Source organism: Pseudomonas sp. URMO17WK12:I6 (assembly GCF_003253625.1).
Lineage (GTDB): Bacteria > Pseudomonadota > Gammaproteobacteria > Pseudomonadales > Pseudomonadaceae > Aquipseudomonas.
In genome coordinates this window covers 1-19,046 of record NZ_QKYZ01000017.1, presented here as the reverse complement: position 1 = coordinate 19,046, position 19,046 = coordinate 1, and the positions used below count along the sequence as shown (strand labels likewise).

Below are 19,046 nucleotides of genomic sequence, written 5' to 3'. Positions count from 1 at the left end.
CGGGTTATCCGTTTTCAGCACAGTTAATGGCGACGCAAGGTCTGTGAGGGCGTCTCTCCGAACAGTGTGCGGTAATCGCTGGCAAAGCGACTCAGGTGCCAGAAGCCCCAACGCGCCGCCACCTCTTGCACCCCATGTTCATGGGGGCTGTCACGCAGTTCACGACGCACTGCATTGAGGCGCAACGCCCTTAAATACGCCACCGGATTGATACCCAGGGTTTCCTGAAAACAGTACTGGAGTTTGCGTCGGCTGGCGCCGATGTGATTGCACAGATCGAGGATCGACAATGGTTCGTCCAGATGCCCCAACGCGTATTCCCTGGCACGATCGACCATGCGTTTGCGCGCCGTCGGGTTAAGGGGCGCGGCCTGATCCGGCGCGACCAGCTCCAGCAGTTGCACCATCACGGCATCGCGAATGCCATGACGGATCGCCTCATAGCCCAGCAGGGTGTCGTGGCCCTGATCGGCAGCGGCCAGCTCGTCGAACAGCGCCGCCAACTCAGCCTGCACCGAGGAAGCCCCCAGACGGTAACACTTGGGAAGATCGGTAATTTGAAACCGGGCGCCCTGGCGCTCCAGCACATGTTCAAGGGCCTGGACATCAACCGCCACCCCCAACAGATCCAGATGTTCGGGCGTGCGCAGATCGGGCAAGTGATCACCATGGGCCACCAACAGGCTCGCATCATGAATCGGATGCCCCGCACAAAACACCGCCCCCTGAGCGCTCAGCGGCACGCTGAAGGTGATGGCTCCCTTCCAGGCGCTGCCACTCTTGAGCATCGCCTGATTAGAGCGGTCGCGCGCCAGTTGCATCCATCCGGCGCGAAACTCGATCAACTCGCCTTCAAAGCGCCCGGGCGTCAGCTGGTCATAGCGTACCTGCCAGCCGTCCATGTTCTGTGCGTGCTGATCGATGTCGTTGGTGCGATAACGATGAATCGCCGCAGTCATGTCCGGCGTACCGGTGGCGCCTTCCACGCTAGGGTTATTGTTATTCATGGACCTTTCCTGTTGGGCACACAAGGCTTGCAGGCCGTTGGGGAGGCAAGTTCCATTCCGCCGTAACAGGCATTGGCGCAATTGTGCCGAAAACGGCTAGTCGGTCCTCACTGTCCCCGTCCTCGTGTAGCGCTTGCCGAGTCCTCAGCCCTCCTTGACCAACAGCCCATGCAGGCTCGCTTCAGGCTTTTTTGCGAAGACCTTCTGCGGCAGCAACAGCCAGGCCAGGGCCGGCAGCAGGATCAGGGCGCCGAGCATGTTCACCAGGAACATGAACGCCAGCAGAATCCCCATGTCGGCCTGGAACTTGATCGGTGAGAACGCCCAGGTCGACACTGCGACCGCCAGGGTCATGCCGGTCAGCAACACCACTTTGCCGGTGAACAGCAGCGCCTGGTAATACGCCTGGGCCAGGGTGTCGCCGGCACGCATGCGGGCCAGAATCACACTCAAGACGTAGAGCGCGTAGTCGATGCCAATGCCCACGCCCAGTGCGATTACCGGCAGGGTCGCCACTTTCACCCCCATGCCCAGTCCCACCATCAGCGCCTCGCACAGAATCGAGGTGAGCATCAGCGGCAGCATCGCGCAAAGGGTTGCACGCCAGCTGCGGAAGGTCAGCAGGCACAACAGGCTGACCGCGCCGTAGACCCAGAACAGCATCTCGCGCATGGATTTTTTCACCACGATATTGGTCGCGGCTTCGATCCCGGCGCTGCCGGCGGCGAGCATGAATTTGACCTCTGGCATCTGATGCTTGCTGATGAATTTCTCGCTGGCCTCCACCACCCGACTCAGGGTATCGGCCTTGTGATCGGCCAGGTAAACGTACAGCGACAACATCGAGCAGCCCTGATTGAACAGCTCCCGCGGAGCACGGGTTTGCACGGCGCCCAGCGCACCATCATTGGGGATCAGCTCATACCATTTGAAGTTGCCTTCGTTGTAACCGGCCGTGGCGATTTTGCTCAGCGCCGCCATCGAGGTGGTCGACTCCACGCCTGGCAATTGCTCCAGCCGCCAGGCCAACGCATCCACTGCCGACAGGCTCGCGTAACGGGTGCACTGATCTTCCGGAGTCTTGATCATGACCACGAAAATATCCGAGCTGGCCGCATAGTTTTGGGTCATGAACAGCGCGTCGCGGTTGTAGCGCGAGTCAGCCCGCAACTCCGGGGCGCCGGGATCGAGATCGCCGATCTTCAGATGCAGGCTCACGGCAAAACCGAACGCTGCCAGCAGCAGACCGCCCAGCATGGCGCAAATAGCCCAGCGCCGCTGGGTGAACAAATCGAGCACGCGCCACAACGGATGCTTGATCTGTGCCTGCAGTTCGGCGTTTTCCGAACTCAGGCTGCGTTGCGCCGCTGCCGGGCTGACACCGATATAGCAGAGCAGGATCGGCAACAGAATCAGGTTGGTGAAAATCAGCACCGCCACGCCGAGGCTGGCGGTGATCGCCAGATCCTGAATCACCCGGATATTGATCAGCAGCAGCACCGCGAAGCCCACCGCATCACAGAGCAACGCGGTCATGCCGGCCGCGAACAGTCGGCGGAAGGTATAACGCGCGGCCACCACCCGGTGGGTGCCGCGACCGACGTCCTGCATGATGCCGTTCATCTTCTGCGCGCCGTGGCTCATGCCAATGGCGAACACCAGAAACGGCACCAGCGCCGAGTACGGGTCCAATTCATAACCGAGGGTGGCGAGCAGACCCAGCTGCCAGAGCACCGCCACCAGCGAACACGTCACCACCACCAGCGTGCTGCGCGCGCAGCGGGTATAGCCAAACAGCACCAACACCGTCACCAGTACCGCCACCACGAAGAACAGCAAGACCTGAGTCAGCCCCTCGATCAGGTCGCCGACGATTTTGGTGAAACCGGTGATGTGAATCCGCAGGTCATCGCTCTGGTACTTGTCCCGCAGGGCTTCCAGTTGCCGGGAAAACTCGCCGTAGTCCAGGGCCTTGCCGGTCTGCGGACTGATGTCCAGCAACGGCACGAAAATCACGCTGGACTTGAAGTTGCCGGCCACCAATTGACCGACCTCACCGGAACGCGCGACGTTGGTCCGCACCTGTTCGATACTGGCCGCCGAGCCATCGTAGTCGTCGGGGATCACGGTGCCGCCATCAAGCCCCTCCTCGGTCACGGCGGTCCAGCGCGTGGTCGGGGTCCATAGCGATTTCATGTAGGGCCGGTCGACACCCGGCAGCAGATAGAGCTCGTCGTTGAGCCTGGCCAAGGTGTCGAGATAGTCCTTGGTGAAAATGCTGCCTTGTTTGACCTCCACGGCGATCCGCAGCGAGTTGCCCAGGCCGCTCAACTCACTGCGATTCTCCAGGAAGTTGGCGACATAGGGATGCCCCGTGGGAATGGTTTTCTCATAACTGGCATTGATGCCGATGCGCGTGGCTTGCCAGCCGAGCACCAGCGTCACCAGCAGACACAGCAGGATCACCAGCGGTCGATGGTTGAAGATCGCCCGCTCGGCGAAGTTGCCCGACGCCTGGTCGAAGTCTGCCAGGCGGCCGATCACGGTTTGGGTTTTGTCGTCTTTCAAGTCTGACTCCTGTTGCACGGGCCGTGGCCCGATAGCGCTGCACCGTGAAGATTCAAGGTTTGCCAGAGGCTCGTGGATCCTGGTCAGCGGCCACACCGCTCAAACCAACGCTGGCCAGACTGCCATCGGCCGCCTGTTGCACGGCAGCGACAGTCCCGCCGCTGCGGCTCTGGCGTTTGTCGAAGCTACGACCCTGGTCATGGCTGAATAAAAGCTCGCCGCCCTGGCTGGCCAACAGCAGGCTGCCATCGCGCAGTTCGATGGCGCTCGCCAGTGTTGATTCGATGCCGGTGTCGAGGCGTCGCCAACTGCCGCCACGGTCATCGGACCACCAGGCGTTACCGCGCAAACCATAGGCAATCAAGGCGCCGCCGCGGGTGCCGAACAGGCCGAAAAAGCTGCCTTCATAAGGTGACTTCAAGGCCTGGAATGAATGCCCGGCATCGGTCGAACGCAACAGCAAACCGCGCTCCCCCACCAGCAGCAAATCGTTGCCCGAGACGCGAATGCCATACAGGTTCAGGCCCTGCGGATTGTCCACATGCTGCATCCACGGCTGCCAGCTTCGCCCACCGTCGTCGGTGCGGTAGATCTGGTTATAGGCGCCAACGACGTAGCCATGCAGGCGGTCACTGAAGTACAGGTCGAGGAACGGTTTGTCCGGTCCGTCGTCGAGCATCTGCCGGGCCTGCGCCAGGTTGCCGGCGCCGCCCGGCTGATCGGCATCGCGCTCAGCGGCCTGCACCGCCAGCGCGGCGGCGCGTTCACCGTCGAGTTGCTTGTGCCAGGTTTCACCGCCGTCCTCGGTGTGCAACACCACGCCCAGATGACCGACTGCCCAACCCTGCTCGGCATCGACGAACTGCACCGCCGTCAGGCTGACGCTGACCGGCACACTGGCCTGGCGCCAATTCACTCCAGCGTCATCCGAGAGCAGCACGATCCCGCGCTCGCCGACCGCCACCAGTCGCTCGCCGGCCCGGGTCAGCCCGAGCAATGCCGCGCGCTGGGCCTTGGCGGTCGGCAGTGCCGGCTGCTGCAGTACTGCAAACGTATTCGCCTGGGCGCTGAATACACACGCCATCAAACCCAATGCCAGGACGCAGGCGCCCCGGCGCAGGCCGAAGCCCGCATAGCGTTTTTGCACCATCATGTCGGTATCCCACTCGCAAAGTCACAAGCGACCGTAGCGCGCACCCTCACCCACCACGGCCCCCTCAGGTTCAACGCATGTTTTCGTTGGCCATGGCATCCGGCGTGAAATAGGACGCCGAAGGTTTCGCGACTTTCTGGTACTGGACCGCCAGATCGTTGCTCGAGGAGTTGAGGAAGTAAGCCCCGGTGTCGAGGTTGTAGCTACCCCACATGACCTGCGCGGTAAGGGCCGGCAGGTCCGGCGCCAGCAGCGTCAGCGAATACATCTGCCGTCCGAGCTTGCCCTGCGCGTCATACCCGTCGGCCATCAGGATCTGCCAGGAGTCTTCGTCGATGTAGTAGGTGCGACGCGGCACCACATGGCGCTTGCCGGATTTGAGCGTGGCCTCGACCACCCAGACCCGATGTTTCTCCCAACGCACCAGGTCAGGATTGAGGAAGTTCTGCTTGACCAGGTCGTCGCTCTTAGCCAGGCCGGCGCGGTTATTGTTGTAGGCGACAATCAGTTCTTTCTTGCCCATCAGCTTGAGGTCATAGCGATCGGTAGGCCCGAACAGCATGAACGCTTCGTCGAACAGACCGACCCCCGAGGTCACGAAGTCCGGGGTGTCGTAGGCAATGTTCGGCGCACGACGCACCCGGCGCTGGCCGACCAGATACTGCCAGGCCGCGCGGTTGGCCGGGTCCAGGTCCCAATGGGTCATCAGGCCTTCACCGGCCTTGGACGATGGCAACTCGGTCAGCAGCTTGCCCACCAGGTACTTGCCGGAAAAGTTTTCCAGGCTGCCGTCTTCGACGTAGTAGGGAAACTGGTAGGTGTACTGGGCGCGGGTTGCCTGGACTTTCTTGCCGCCGGCGGTCATCAGCCAGGTATCGAAAGGCGAGCTGATGGTGTCGCCGCCCTGCCAGGACAATCGATAGTTCCACAGCACTTGCGTACCGTTTTCCGGGATCGGGAACGGAATGCCGCCATAGGCGCCGGTGACTTTCTCGCTCGCCACGTCCAGCGTGGCGCGGGTGGCATTCTTGCCGGTGTTGTCATACACCCATTGCGGGGCTGCCGCCGAGCGATGGGTCGGGTAGACGTCCAGGCGATAGTCCGGGTATTTCTTCAGCAGCAGTTTGGTGCCTTCGGCCAATACATTGGCGTACTGCTCCATATTCGAGGCCTTGATCGAATACAACGGTTTTTCACCGGCGAATGGATCGGGACGTTTGTCACCTGGCTTGTAGCCAGGCGCGACCTTGGTGTAACCACCTTGCCAGGCCGGGATGCTGCCATCGGCGTTGCCGGCGCGCTCGCCACCAAGGGGTGTCAGTTCAGTCTTCAAACGTGCAGCCTGCTCAGGCGACACGGCCGCCTGCGCCAGGCTCATGCCGGCAAGGGCCAGGGTGAGGACGCAAGTGTTGAGAAATGCTTTGTTCTGCATGGCGAATCCACCTTATTAGAATGAGGTTTTCACGTAGAGCGAGACGAAGTCGCGGTCGGCCAACGACTGCCCGTAACTGAAATTGCCGTCCTCGCGTAGCCCGGCTTTTGGGGCACCGAAGAAGTTCACGTAGTTCAGGCCGACATCCCAGCGCTGCAGGTAGGTGGCCTTGAGCCCGACACTCCAGTCGCCGGAATGGGTATTGCCGAAGCCCGATTTGTTGACCGCCGAAGAGCGCCCATCGAGTACCACACCCATGCCGATCGGCACGGTCAGGTCGATCCCGTCGACAATCTGGAAGTACGCCGGCTCCACCAATACCCGCAGTGCCGTAGCATCGCGGGTGGTGTTGGCATCCAGCGCGGCGGCGTTCTCGGTCACGCTCAGGGTGCGGTTCCAGGCCAGCTCGGCCAGTGCCGAGCCGCCATCCCAAAATGCGGTGGGCGATAACAGGTAAATCGCCGACAGGTTGGCGTGAGCGGTTTTGCCCCTGGCAAACAGTGAGTTATCGTCGCCATCGGCCGCCACGCCAGGGGCCACCACTTGCAGATTGCTCACCAGCGGCGCGTTCCAGCGCACGGAAGTTTCACCGGCAAAGTTGAACGGCCCATAAGCGGTGGAGAAGCTGACGCCGGCAGTCTTGATGTCTTCGGCGTAGACCTGACGATAGGAACTCAGGATCGGCAACCCGGTGGCGGCCGCAGCCGCACCGTCGAGGTAGGCGTACAGGCCGGTCGGGGTTTTGTCGTGATACTGCGCAGCGTAGAAACCCAACTCCAGCTCGGTGCCGGTCGGCTTGAAGCGGATCTGCATACCGCCCTGCCCCGAATTTCGCGGTTTCAAATCACCGCCATTCACCGTGTCGTTGCCGAACACTTCGCGCAGTGAACCGCTGCCGTAACCGATGGCATCGATATCGCTCAGGTAGCTGCCGGCGCCGGGCACATTGGAGCGTTCCCACTCAAACTGGTAGTAAGCGCCCACCGACAACTGCGGGTTGATCTGCAACTGCCCGGAGATCTGATTGACCGGACGCAGGATCTCCTTGAACTGGGTCCCCGGCACGCTGAGCAACTTGACCACATCGGTCGGGCCCTGGGCATTGGCAATGCCGTTGCCACCGTAGAACAGGCTTTCGCCGTAGATCAGGCTGTGTCGGCCCAGACGCACCACGCCCTGGGAGTCTTCACCGAGGTCACCGCGCAGGAACACGAAGGCGTCGAGAATTTCCGCGTCGCGACCGTGGAGCTTGCGGGTTTCGCTGAGGAAATGCGTTTGCTCGCTGCTGTCGGTGCCCTTGTTGTAGATATCGTCGTACCAGGCTGCGCCGCTCACGCGCAGGCCATAGTTTTGCCGGCTGAGGTCCATTTCGGAAAACAGGTCCAGACGATTGGAGACCAGGCCACTGCTGAAGTTTTTATCGCCCTGACTCTGGATCGAGGGATACAGGCCGTTGGCGGTCGGTGCGTTGACCAATCGGCTGTCCTGCCCCTGAAGACGCCAGGCCTGGCTGTACTTGATGGTGTTGTCCCAACGCAGTTTCCAGTCGGAATCACCAAGGTCCATTTGCATGGCCTCGACCCTTTCGACCATCACACCGGCGCTGCATAACGCCAGAAACAGGGCGCAATGCTTGAAACGAAAGCAACGTTTAACGTTGTCCATGGACGCTCCTCATTATTTTTATTTTTGGCATGGCTTCGCCACAGGTAGCGGCTTGCGCCGCCGTCTACTGGTGTGCATTTCAGATGTAGGTGGAGGCCAATCCGCCATCGACGGCCAGGTTGACGCCGTTGATCCAGCGCGACTCGTCGGCACACAGGAAAGCGATCACCGCCGCTACCTCATCGGCATAAGCGGGGCGTTTCATGCGATGGGCATCGGCCTGGGTTCGGGCCTCACCGAGCATGCTCACGAAGTCGCCGAGGATCGGCGTGAAAACCGGACCTGGCGCGACGCTGTTCATGCGCACCGAATGTTCGAGAAACCAGGGTTGGGCCTGCAGGTAATTCCAGACGATCAAGGCTTCCTTGAAATACTGGTAGCAGGTCTGGTCCGGTACCGGGTGCTCGGCCAGCCAGGCCTGCCCGGCGGCGAAACCTTCGATGCGCGCCAGCGCCTTGTGCTGTTCCAGACGTAACGGCCACTCGGCGCCGAGGATCGAGGCGATATTGACGATGCTGCCGCCAGCGTTGATGCGTGGCAGCAACGCGCTGCTCAAGTGGCGCAATCCCAGGTAGTTGACCCGCGCCAACAGTTGCGGGTTTGCAGTGCCCGGCACCCCGGCGATATTGCACAGGCTGTCGATCCGTGCCGGTAGCTGCGCCAGCAACCGGTCGATGTTCTCGGCACTGCTCAGATCGCCCTGAACAAAACCATCCAGGGTCATGTGCGGCGCCTTCAGGTCCACGCCAATCACGTGGGCGCCGTGGCTGCGCAGCAGGCTTGCCGTGGCCGCGCCGATACCCGAAGAGACGCCGGTCACCAGCACAATCTTGTTGTCGAGTTTCATGTTGAGTCCTCTTATTATTTTTGTGTACTCGGTGGGCCGACCTACCTTGTCGGCCCGGCAAAACCGGCCCGTCAGAACGGGTAACGCGGCGCCTTATCCTTGACCGTCACCCATTGCCATTGGGTGTATTCATCCCAGTCGGCCGGGCCGCCTACGCTGCCGGCATTTCCTGAGCTGCCGCGTCCGCCGAAGGGGTTGATGCATTCGTCGGCCACTGTCTGGTCGTTGATGTGCAGCAGCCCGCAATTGAGTTGCTCGCCCATCGCCATCGCGTGCCCGACCGAAGGCGTAATGATCCCCGCGGACAAGCCATACTCGGTGCGGTTGGCCAGGTCGATGGCCTCATCGTCGCTGGCAAAACTCACCACCGTGGCCACCGGGCCGAAGATTTCCTCGTCGAACGCACGCATGCCCGGGCGCACACCGGAAAGCACCGTGGGTTGGTAGAAGAGCTGCTCATACTCGCCGCCGGCTTGCAGAGTTGCCCCGGCCGTCACACTCTCCGTGACGATTTCATGCACTCGCAACAGCTGGCGTTTGTTGATCAACGGCCCCAGCACCGCCTCACCGCGAGCGGCATTGCCGACCGTGATTGCCCGTGCCTTTTCTGCCAACCGGCGGACCAGTTCTTGTGCAATCGACTCATGGGCCAGGATGCGTCCGGTGGCCATGCAAATCTGCCCCTGATGCAGCCAGGCACCCCACGCGGCGTTGCTGGCCGCCAGTTCGAGATCGGCGTCTTCGAGCACGATCAACGAGTTCTTGCCGCCCAGCTCCAGGGCGACTTTTTTTAGATGACGCCCAGCCAGCTCCGCGACTTTGCGCCCCGCTGCGGTGGAGCCGGTGAACGCGATCATCCGCACATGCGGATCGCGGCACAGCGCTTCTCCGGCTGGCGCTGCACCCGGCAACACCTGCAGCAAACCCTTGGGCAGACCGGCCGCCTCGAACAACCGGGCAATGATGAAACCGCCACTGACCGGGGTCTGCGGATCGGGCTTGAGCACCACGGCGTTGCCCGCCGCCAGCGCCGGCGCCACCGAACGCAGGGACAACACCAGGGGAAAGTTGAACGGCGAGATCACCCCGACCACGCCATGGGGCAATCGGCGTGCATAGGACAAACGCCCCGCTTCGCTCGGCAGAACCAGACCATGGGGTTGCGACAGCAGCCCGGCCGCCTGATGCAGCAACACGATCGCCTCACGGACCTCATGTTCACCCTTGAACAGGCTGCCGCCACTTTCCCGGGCGATGTACAACGCCAGTTCGGCAAAGTGTTGCTGGGCCAGTGCGGCAGCTTTACGAAAGATCTCTGCGCGTTCCCGTGGCCCCAATGCCGCCCAGGCCGGTTGAGCACGAGCAGCGTTCAGGCTGGCAAACGCGATGTCCGCTGCATCGGCCAAGCCGGTGACGGTCAACACCTCGCCGGTGGCCGGTTCGATGACGCTATGGCTGCCGCCCAATGGACGTAGCCAGTCGCCATTGAAGATGCGTTCACGCCATGGCTCGTCCCGCAGAAAATCAGATGGTTCACTTACCGACATTTCGGTCTCCCGGCTCTTGTGTTTGTCATTGCCTGACGCGGCCTTGCTAAAACGATGCAAGGCGTCTGCGTGGTGAAAGCGCTAGAGCAAGGGCTGTGCCGACTTCCTGCGTCGCGCCGCATTTCAAGTGGCGAAGGCTCTGGCCTGCGGGCTGTAGAGGGGTGTTTGCGAATAGGACAAGGTGCTTGGCGTACAGCCGGCAGCTCGCCACTTGTCCAAATGATAAAGTTATGTTTAATAACTGTTTTGCTAGTTGATCATTTCGATCAGTCGACTCGCTCAGGGGCATAACAATGAACAATCCCCATTCGCTGCTTCCTCATCTTGCCGTGCAGGAGGAGCATTTCTCGCCCCGAGGCGACAGTACCCAACTGGCCGAAGGCAACTCACCGACCCTGGCCGAGTTGACCGAATGCCTGTTCTTTTCCCCTGTTGACGGACGTATCTGGCTCAACGACCAGCGCATGCTGCTATTGCACAGCTCATCCTTCGGCGCGCTGCGACGGGAAATTATCGAGCGCCAGGGACTGGAACAGAGCCGCGGCCTGTTTACCCGCACCGGCTATCTCTCCGGCGCACGCGATGCGCGACTGATCCGCGAGCGCTGGCCGGACGCCGACGCCGCGGCGGTTTTCTCGGCCGGCACGCGTCTGCATACACTCGAAGGCATGACCAAGGTCGAACCCCTGCACTTCAAATTCGACGCCGACTCAGGCTTCTATGAAGGTGAATTCCTCTGGCACCACTCCTGTGAGGCCGACGAACATATCGCCGCCTACGGGATCGGCCAGGATCCGGTGTGCTGGACCGAACTGGGCTATGCCATCGGTTATGTCAGCGGGCTGTTCGGCCGTCTGGTGATCTTCCGCGAAACCGAATGCCGGGGCATGGGCCATGAGAGCTGCCGGGTGATCGGCAAGACCGCCGAGCAATGGGGCGATGTCGAGCAGGACCTGAGTTATCTCACCGCCTCACCCTCAAGCGCCGAGCCCAAACAGCCTCAAGCCCCGGCGCCCGCCCCCCAGGATGACGACAGCGAAAACCCCGGCGGGCCAAAACCGATTGGCGCCAGCGCGGCCTTCAATGCCGCTACCCTCGCCTTGCAGCGCGTGGCGCCGACGCCCGCCACGGTGTTGTTCAGCGGCGAGTCCGGGGTCGGCAAAGAGTTGTTCGCCCGTCAGTTGCATCAGTTCAGCCCACGCCATCAAGCACCTTTCGTGGCGCTCAACTGCGCCGCCATCCCGGACAATCTGATCGAGGCTGAGCTGTTTGGTGTCGAGCGTGGCGCCTACACCGGCGCGACCCATTCGCGCCCCGGACGCTTCGAGCGCGCCCAGGGCGGCACGCTGTTTCTCGACGAAATCGCCAGCCTCAGCCTGCCGGGTCAGGGCAAGTTGCTGCGTGCATTGCAGGAGCGAGAGATCGAGCGCATCGGCGGTGGCCAGCCCATCAAGGTCGACGTCCGGGTGGTGGCGGCCACCAATGTCGACTTGCGCAAAGCCGTGGCGGCCGGAGAATTTCGCGAAGACTTGTTCTACCGGCTGAATGTCTACCCCATCGTGCTGCCACCGCTGCGCGAACGTCGCGACGACATTCCGTTGCTGGTCAACGCGTTCCTGCGGCGCTTCTGTCAGGCCTACGCCCGCAAACCCGCCGGCCTGACCATGCGCGCACTCAAGGTGTTATTGCGCTATGACTTCCCCGGCAACGTACGGGAACTGCAGAACCTGGTGGAGCGCGGCCTGATCGCCAGCGAAGACGGCCAAGCCATCGATCTGGTCCACCTGTTTCGCAACGAACCCATGCCGCAGGATGCGTACTCTCTGGACGACAATGGCAGCCTCGCCGCAACCGACCAGAGTCCCGCCGGCACACAGCCTCGCCCGGCCTTGCTGGAGACCCTGGCTCGCCTGGAACACGGCTTCTCCATTGAAGGGCTGGAGTCGCGCCTGATCGATGAAGCGCTGCAAAAAAGCCAAGGCAATCTGGCCGCTGCCGCGCGACTGCTGGGTTTGAGTCGTGCGCAGTTTGCCTATCGACTGAAAAAATACCGACAGGCATCGGCTTGATTCAGGCGGGTCAATGCACGCTGAACAGTGCGTAAAAGATTAATAAAATTAACTATTAAGCCTGAGGACGCTCGCCATCAGCCAACGAGACTTTTCGCTTCCGGGATAAACGCGCACTACAGAAATTAGCGCTTTAAAAGTTTTACCCGATTAAGTATTTTGCATGGATGATTGGGCGACATGCGCCCCCTTTATTCATAGCGACAAGGGATCAACCGTGAGCGGACTGCGTGAACGTCAGAAAGTCGAACGACGCCAAGCCATCAGCAAGGCGGCGATCGAACTGTTCGAGCGTCAAGGTTTCCAGAACACCACCATCGAACAGATCGCCAACCAGGCTGGGGTGTCGGCGCCCACCGTGTTCAAGTATTTCGGCAACAAGCAGGAAATCATCCTGGAAATCCTGCACGACGCCGACCAGCGCGCACTCAAGGACACCCGCAACCAGATCCCTGAAATTGAGGATCCGGTCGACGCCCTGTGCTACCTGGAACGCCTGCTGACCGGTTACGCCCTGGAAGTCATGCATCCCAGTCTCTGGCGTGAACTGCTGCCGTTGATTCTATTTGGTGGTGATAACGGACTGCCCGAAGGTTATCGGGCCATGAACGATGCGCTCAGGGCCGAAATCAGCGGTTTACTCAGAGAACTGCAACAGGCCGGCAAGCTACGCGCCGACCTCAACGTCGACCTGGCCGCCTTCCTGTTGAACGACTACTCACACCTGCAGTTGTTCAGGCTGGTCAACCAGGAACAGCCGGACATCGAGTCACACTCCGCCCAGGTAAGGCGTATCACCGAGCTGCTCTTTTACGGAATGCGGGCCTGAGAACGCCAGCCTCCTCCCAGACTGGCTGCATGCCATAGCCGAGGCGCGTCATCGCTGGCGAGCCCGGCGTCACGATGATCAGCGGTTGGTCTTGATGGTGGTCCAGGTGCGGGTGCGGATCCGCTCCACGGCTGCCGGCATGGGCTGCAGAGCGAACAGTGTTTTGCGCGCTTCGTCCGGCACATACATGTTGGGGTTATTACGGATCTCGGCGTTCACCAGTGCGGTGGCGTCCTTGTTCGGATTGGGGTAACCGATCTTGTTGCTGATCCGGGCAATGACGTCAGGGCGCAGGATGTAGTTGATGAACTCATAAGCTTCTTTGGTATGGGGGGCGTTGGTCGGCACCATCATCACGTCCGACCACATCGGCGCGCCTTCCTTGGGTAACGCCATCTCCACCCTGACGCCCTTGCCGGCCGCATCGGCCAGTTGCTTGGCCAGCGCCACGCCACCCGACCAGCCGACGGCTACGCAAATGTCACCGTTGGCCAGGTCCATGCCGTAGCGTGAGGAGTTGAAGTAGGTGATGTGCGGGCGAATCTTCATCATCGCCGCCTGGGCCTGCGGGTAGTCTTCGCGCTTCTGGCTGTTGGGGTCGAGGCCCTTGTAGTGCAAGGCGATGGGCACGATTTCATTGGCCGCGTCGAGGAAACCGACACCGCAACTGGCCAGCTTGGCGAGGTTCTCTTCCTTGAAGATCATGTCCCAGGTGTTCATCTGCACATTGGCGCCCAGGACTTGCTGAACCTTGTCGACGTTGTAGCCGATCAGCGTGGTGCCCCATAGATACGGTGCTGCGTAGCGGTTGCCCGTATCACCGGCAGCTTCCAGGGTTTTCATGAACTCCGGGTCCAGGTGCCGCCAGTTCGGCAGCTGGTTGCGGTCCAGCGGCTGGACGGCACCGGCGGCGATCAGGTGACTCAGGTTGGCGCTGCCGGGGTACACCACGTCATACCCGGAATTGCCGGTCAGCAGCTTGGACTCCAGGGTTTCGACACTGTCAAAAACGTCGTAGATCGGACGGATGCCCGTTTCCTCCTGGAAGCTCTTGAGCACTTCAGGTGGCAGGTATTCGATCCAGTTGTAGATCCGCACCGTGCGCTCTTCAGCCAGGCACACACCGCTGGCCAGCAACGACACTACAGCGCCCAATAAGGTGTTACGCAAAAACGTGTTCATGGTGAAGCACTCCTGCGCGGCCGCGAAGGCTCGCGGCACTTAATAGCGGTAGGTGAAGTACAGTTCCAGCGCACTGAATTTCTGGTCATCGCCGAACACCTGCCTGGCGGCGGCCAGCGGCTTGACCCAGTTATAGGAGAGCGACGTATAGAACGACGGCGTCGGGGTCCAGTCGAGGAAAACCACACTCTCGTCCGCAAAGCGCCGATCGCTGACCTGCGCACCCATGTAGTTTTTCTCGTCCAGCCAGAACTGATAGTGGATCGCGCCGAGGGTCAGCGTTTCATTGAGGTGGGTCTTGAGCGAGAACTGCTGGACGTTTTCGTTGCTGTTGAACAGCAGGTAGTTGCCGACGACATCCCCCACCAGCCAGGTGCTCCAGTCGACGAAGCCCTTGCTCAGTGACTCCCAGGCTTTCTGCCGGTTGTCGGCGAGGTTGTCGTCGCCGGAAAAACTGGCGTAGCGATAGCCGATCACCGGGGTCAGCGGCAACGTGTTGAAGGCGTAATCCGCCTGACCGTACCAGGCGTTGGCATCGTAATCCACGCCTTCACCACTGCCCCGTTCCACGGCGTATTCGGCATTCAGGGTCAAGTCCGGCACGCCCGGTACTTTGGCCTTCAACGCACGCACGTTGTACACCTGCATCCCGTCCCGGCGTCGTGGCAGTGTACTGCCCTTGGGCCCCAGCGCGTTGACCTTCATCGCCATGGCCCCCAGTGTCACCTGGTCGTCGAGGTTGTAGTCCAGGTTAGCGCCGGTCATGCGGAAGTCACCCAGATCGTCATCGACCCGCAAGGTGAAGGCCTGGGTCTTCAATGCGCCATGATCCCAGGCCAGGATGGCCGAATCCTTGAAGGCGGTTCTGGGGCCAAGCCAGTAGGCGCCGTCCTTGAGTTGGTCGAGGTTACCGTCCATGACGATGAAGCCGGTCCCGATCATGTAGTTCTGGCGACCGGCTGTGAGCGTCCACTCCCCGGCCCGGAAACCACCGTAGAGTTCTTCGGTGGCTACATCACCATCAGAGCTGCGGGTGAAGCCGCCGGCATCGCCGTCGCCAAAGGTGGTCGCCGCCACCAGCGAGCCACCGGCCAACAGGCTGAAGTCTGGCTGCAGGGCGTATTCCAGCTTGACGCCGGGCTTGACGTAGAGCTCCTGCCAGTCGATTTTCGTACCGCCATTCTTGCCACTGCGCGCATCGACGCGGCCGCTGCCGAAGTTGACGTTACGGGTGGAAAGGGTCGCACCGCCGGCAGTGAAGTTGACCTCACCCTTGAGGTTGCCATCCTCGAAGGTGTAGCCCGCCAGTGCGACTTGGGCGGTCAGGGGTAAGCTGACCGCTAAGAGCGTTCGAGAGAAACGCGTCATGAGAACCATATGAAGCTCCTGTGTGATTATTGTTGTTACAGGGCAGTGAATGGCGGCGCAAAGCGCCGCCAACACCTGGTCGAGCCAGGCGAATAGGTCGCAAACTTCTTGTCGTTATGAGGCGTTTCAGTGAGTAAGGTGCGCGGCGATGGCACGCAGCATGCGCACGCTGTCAGCATCGAACGGGCTGACAGCCTCGGTCAGCGATGACTGCTTGACGATCACCACACCGGACGGCTTATCGACGAACAGGTACTGGCCGTGGATACCGCCGGCCATGATCGCCTGACTGTGGTCGTTGAAGACGTACCACTGGCTGCGGTAGGAGGCGTCAGGGGTCCATTGGGAGAACTCGGAGTTTTTGGCGTAGATCGCGGGATCGGAGCCGGCGCAAATGCGTGCAACCGTCTCGGTCGACAGCAATTGCAGCCCATCATGGCGACCGTCGTCGGCCAGCAGCCGACCGAACCGCGCCATGTCTCGCAAGGTGGCGTTGAAACCGGCACCGGCAACGCTACGCCCCCAAGGATCGGCCATGAAGTAGCCGTCGCGCTCACACCCCAACTGGCTCCAGATGTCTTGCAGCAATTGATTGCAAGCCTTGCCCGAAGCGCGCTCCATGACCCAGGCCAGGGCTTCGGTGGTGGCGGTCACGTAATGGAAAAAGCCGCCATGACTGCCGCGTTTTTTCAGCGACGGCAGGTACTGATACAGCGACTCGAACTGAGCGTACTGCGCAGGTGCCGGCTGGAAACCGCAGGCATAGCCGTACTGCGAGCTCTCGGAGTTGGGATCGTCATAGACTTCGCTGTAGTCGATGCCCACGGCCATGTCGAACAGCTGGCGCACCGTGGCATCGCCAAACGCGCTGCCCAACAGTTCGGGCACGTAAAACGCCGCCGGCAACTCCGGATTGAGGATGCCATCGCAGACCAGTTGCTCCCCCAGGGTGCCGATCAGCGACTTGGTCACCGAGAACATGACGTGCCGGTCCCGGGGACGCTGGCCGTTGAAGTAACGCTCGAACAGCACGGTGTCGCCCTGCATCACCAAAAAGGCGTCGGTCTGACTGACCACCAGATGATCGATGACACTGACGCTCAAGCCACATTCACTGTCGAAGTGCAGTTCGTCCAGCGCTTGTGGTGCTTCCTTCAAGACGCTGACCGGTCCGCCACCCGCCTCCACATCAATGGAGGGACGCAGGCGCGCCAGATTGCGGAACCCCCACTGATTGAACGGTGGACGCATCCAGTTGTTCCAGGTGACGCGGCGTTTCGGCTCGGCCGGAAAACCCTGCATAAACAAAGGCGCCAAGCGCCTGTGGAGTGACGATTCATTCGTCTCGATGTAAAGACTGGCCAACAACGGCACGGTGTTCTGACTCATCGGGTTTCCCCTGCAAAATGACTCTGCGTGAAAGCAGATGCAGGGAAATAATTACCCGGTATTATTTTTTAGTCAATAAAACATTTATCAGATAAAAATATTTTAAGCGCTGTGCTTTGATGGGGGGGCAAACACGGCGTTCAGCGCCCGTTACTCCTGCGACAGCCCTGCCAACCGGGGGGGTAATTGGGTGCTAAATGCCCTCGCAGGGTGCTGATACCAGGCGTAGGATCAATACGATGACTGCTTATCACGCATCGTTGGAAGGTGACTTCCAACCCATCTGCATTCACGCGCAAACGCAAGACATTTACCGCCGCACTGTAAGGCCGCGCGACCCTTCGCAGTACAAGGGCCGTGTTCTCACAACAACAAAAGCGAGGTGAAATCATGTCTGGTAATCGTGGTGTCGTGTATCTCGGCGCAGGCAAGGTCGAGGTGCAAACCATCCCCTATCCGAAAATGGAAGACCCGCGCGGCAAGCGCATTGACCATGGCGTGATCCTGCGCGTGGTTTCGACCAATATCTGCGGCTCCGACCAGCATATGGTGCGTGGCCGGACCACGGCCCAGGTCGGGCTGGTGCTTGGCCATGAGATCACCGGCGAGGTCATCGAGAAGGGCCGTGACGTGGAAAACGTGCAGATCGGTGACCTGGTATCGGTGCCGTTCAACGTCGCCTGCGGCCGTTGTCGCAGTTGCAAGGAGCAGCACACCGGCGTCTGCCTGACGGTCAATCCGGCGCGCCCCGGCGGTGCCTATGGCTATGTGGACATGGGTGACTGGGTTGGCGGCCAGGCCGAATATGTGTTGGTGCCGTATGCCGACTTCAACCTGTTGAAGCTGCCCGACCGCGACAAGGCAATGGAGAAAATCCGCGACCTGACCTGCCTCTCCGATATCCTGCCGACCGGCTACCATGGCGCGGTGACCGCCGGTGTCGGCCCTGGCAGCACGGTGTATATCGCCGGCGCCGGTCCGGTCGGACTGGCTGCCGCCGCCTCCGCTCGTCTGCTGGGTGCGGCGGTGGTGATAGTCGGCGACGTCAATCCGCTGCGCCTGGCGCATGCCAAGGCCCAGGGCTTCGAGATCGCCGACCTGACCCTGGACACTCCGCTGCACGAGCAAATCGCCAACCTGCTCGGTGAGCCGGAAGTCGATTGTGCGGTCGATGCGGTCGGCTTCGAAGCCCGTGGCCACGGCCATGACGGCGCGCAGCACGAGGCCCCGGCCGATGTGCTCAACGCGCTGATGGGCGTGGTGCGGGTCGCCGGCAATATCGGTATCCCCGGTCTGTATGTCACCGAAGACCCGGGTGCGGTCAATAAAGCCGCCAAGCATGGCAGCCTGAACATCCGTTTCGGCCTCGGCTGGGCCAAGTCCCACAGTTTCCACACCGGCCAGACCCCGACGATGAAGTACAACCGTCAGCTGATGCAGGCGATCATGTGGGACCGGATCAAGATTGCCGAGGTCGTCGGCGTGCAGGTGATCAGCCTGGACGACGCGCCGCGTGGCTACCACGAGTTCGATGCCGGGGCGCCGAAGAAATTCGTCATGGATCCGCACAAGCTGTTTACCGCGGCCTAAGGAATGGGTTGGGACAAGGGCAGCTTTGAGCTGCCCTTTTTTATGGCCGTTTATAACGTAAGAAACAGCGCCGAGGTCCAGACTCGGGATTGATCGCGCTGCCGGGCGCAGATGAATAATGGATGTTCACGCCCCTGCTCCAGATTCAACCGGGCAAGCTCGATTTGCCCTTGCAGTTCACGAGGCAGCGGCGCAGCGGTTGTCCTTTCGAGGGACACCTTCAACTCCGCGCCCGGCAACTCTTCACTCACTTGCGATTGCACCAGCAACTCATCGCCGGACAACTCCATCAGCACCGTCGGCGCATGCACGTAAGGTTGCGGTTCAGACGGGTCGCCGACCTTGATGTAGTTATCGATGCGGCTATGAACCTGCAGCGTGGCGCCGGCCAATTGCGACA

The 19,046-nt window shown here is 61.1% G+C and carries 13 protein-coding genes and 1 pseudogene; 3 read left to right on the top strand and 11 right to left on the bottom strand.

Annotated features, from left to right (window positions below; all coding sequences use genetic code 11):
* Nucleotides 1-23: 23 nt before the first annotated feature.
* The 7 genes from F475_RS24650 to F475_RS24620 form a co-directional block, all read right to left on the bottom strand.
* A complete protein-coding gene (locus tag F475_RS24650) occupies nt 24-1,007 on the bottom strand; it encodes a helix-turn-helix domain-containing protein (RefSeq protein ID WP_111454919.1) in 984 nt (327 codons plus the stop codon).
* Between the two features lie 144 nt (nt 1,008-1,151).
* Entirely contained in the window at nt 1,152-3,575 is a 2,424-nt protein-coding gene (locus F475_RS24645) for an RND family transporter (protein WP_111454918.1), read from the bottom strand.
* A gap of 52 nt (nt 3,576-3,627) precedes the next feature.
* On the bottom strand, nt 3,628-4,728 hold the full coding sequence (locus F475_RS24640; RefSeq protein ID WP_111454917.1) for a YCF48-related protein: 1,101 nt from the start codon (nt 4,726-4,728) through the stop codon (nt 3,628-3,630).
* Nucleotides 4,729-4,798: 70 nt separating this feature from the next.
* Entirely contained in the window at nt 4,799-6,160 is a 1,362-nt protein-coding gene (locus F475_RS24635; RefSeq protein ID WP_018927881.1) for a DUF1329 domain-containing protein, read from the bottom strand.
* Between the two features lie 15 nt (nt 6,161-6,175).
* Complete coding sequence (locus F475_RS24630) at nt 6,176-7,825, bottom strand: DUF1302 domain-containing protein (protein ID WP_018927880.1); 1,650 nt, start codon at nt 7,823-7,825, stop codon at nt 6,176-6,178.
* Nucleotides 7,826-7,904: 79 nt separating this feature from the next.
* Nucleotides 7,905-8,672: a coniferyl-alcohol dehydrogenase gene (locus F475_RS24625; RefSeq protein WP_019578612.1), complete on the bottom strand. Its 768-nt coding sequence runs from the start codon at nt 8,670-8,672 to the stop codon at nt 7,905-7,907.
* 71 nt (nt 8,673-8,743) lie between these two features.
* Nucleotides 8,744-10,219 (bottom strand): benzaldehyde dehydrogenase, encoded by a 1,476-nt coding sequence (locus F475_RS24620; protein WP_111454916.1) that lies wholly within the window; start codon nt 10,217-10,219, stop codon nt 8,744-8,746.
* A 293-nt stretch (nt 10,220-10,512) separates the two neighbouring features.
* On the opposite strand from F475_RS24620, the gene F475_RS24615 reads away from it, so the two are divergent.
* Nucleotides 10,513-12,288, top strand: a complete 1,776-nt coding sequence (locus tag F475_RS24615; protein ID WP_111454915.1) for a sigma-54-dependent Fis family transcriptional regulator — start codon at nt 10,513-10,515, stop codon at nt 12,286-12,288.
* Between the two features lie 217 nt (nt 12,289-12,505).
* Complete coding sequence (locus F475_RS24610) at nt 12,506-13,117, top strand: TetR/AcrR family transcriptional regulator (protein ID WP_018927876.1); 612 nt, start codon at nt 12,506-12,508, stop codon at nt 13,115-13,117.
* A 78-nt stretch (nt 13,118-13,195) separates the two neighbouring features.
* Here F475_RS24610 and F475_RS24605 read toward each other — a convergent pair whose 3' ends face one another.
* The 3 genes from F475_RS24605 to F475_RS24595 form a co-directional block, all read right to left on the bottom strand.
* The gene (locus tag F475_RS24605; protein WP_064617327.1) at nt 13,196-14,299 is read right to left on the bottom strand and encodes a polyamine ABC transporter substrate-binding protein; all 1,104 of its coding nucleotides are present in this window, start codon (nt 14,297-14,299) and stop codon (nt 13,196-13,198) included.
* A gap of 39 nt (nt 14,300-14,338) precedes the next feature.
* Complete coding sequence (locus F475_RS24600; protein WP_111454914.1) at nt 14,339-15,676, bottom strand: alginate export family protein; 1,338 nt, start codon at nt 15,674-15,676, stop codon at nt 14,339-14,341.
* Nucleotides 15,677-15,793: 117 nt separating this feature from the next.
* Nucleotides 15,794-17,056, bottom strand: coding sequence for a serine hydrolase (locus F475_RS24595; protein ID WP_111454913.1), 1,263 nt, complete (start codon nt 17,054-17,056; stop codon nt 15,794-15,796).
* Nucleotides 17,057-17,446: 390 nt separating this feature from the next.
* Here F475_RS24595 and fdhA point away from each other — a divergent pair, with 390 nt between their 5' ends.
* Nucleotides 17,447-18,646 (top strand): formaldehyde dehydrogenase, glutathione-independent, encoded by a 1,200-nt coding sequence (gene fdhA / locus F475_RS24590; protein WP_018927872.1) that lies wholly within the window; start codon nt 17,447-17,449, stop codon nt 18,644-18,646.
* A 50-nt stretch (nt 18,647-18,696) separates the two neighbouring features.
* Here the strand turns inward: fdhA and F475_RS24585 are convergent.
* Nucleotides 18,697-19,046: pseudogene (locus F475_RS24585) on the bottom strand (hypothetical protein); the annotation flags it as partial.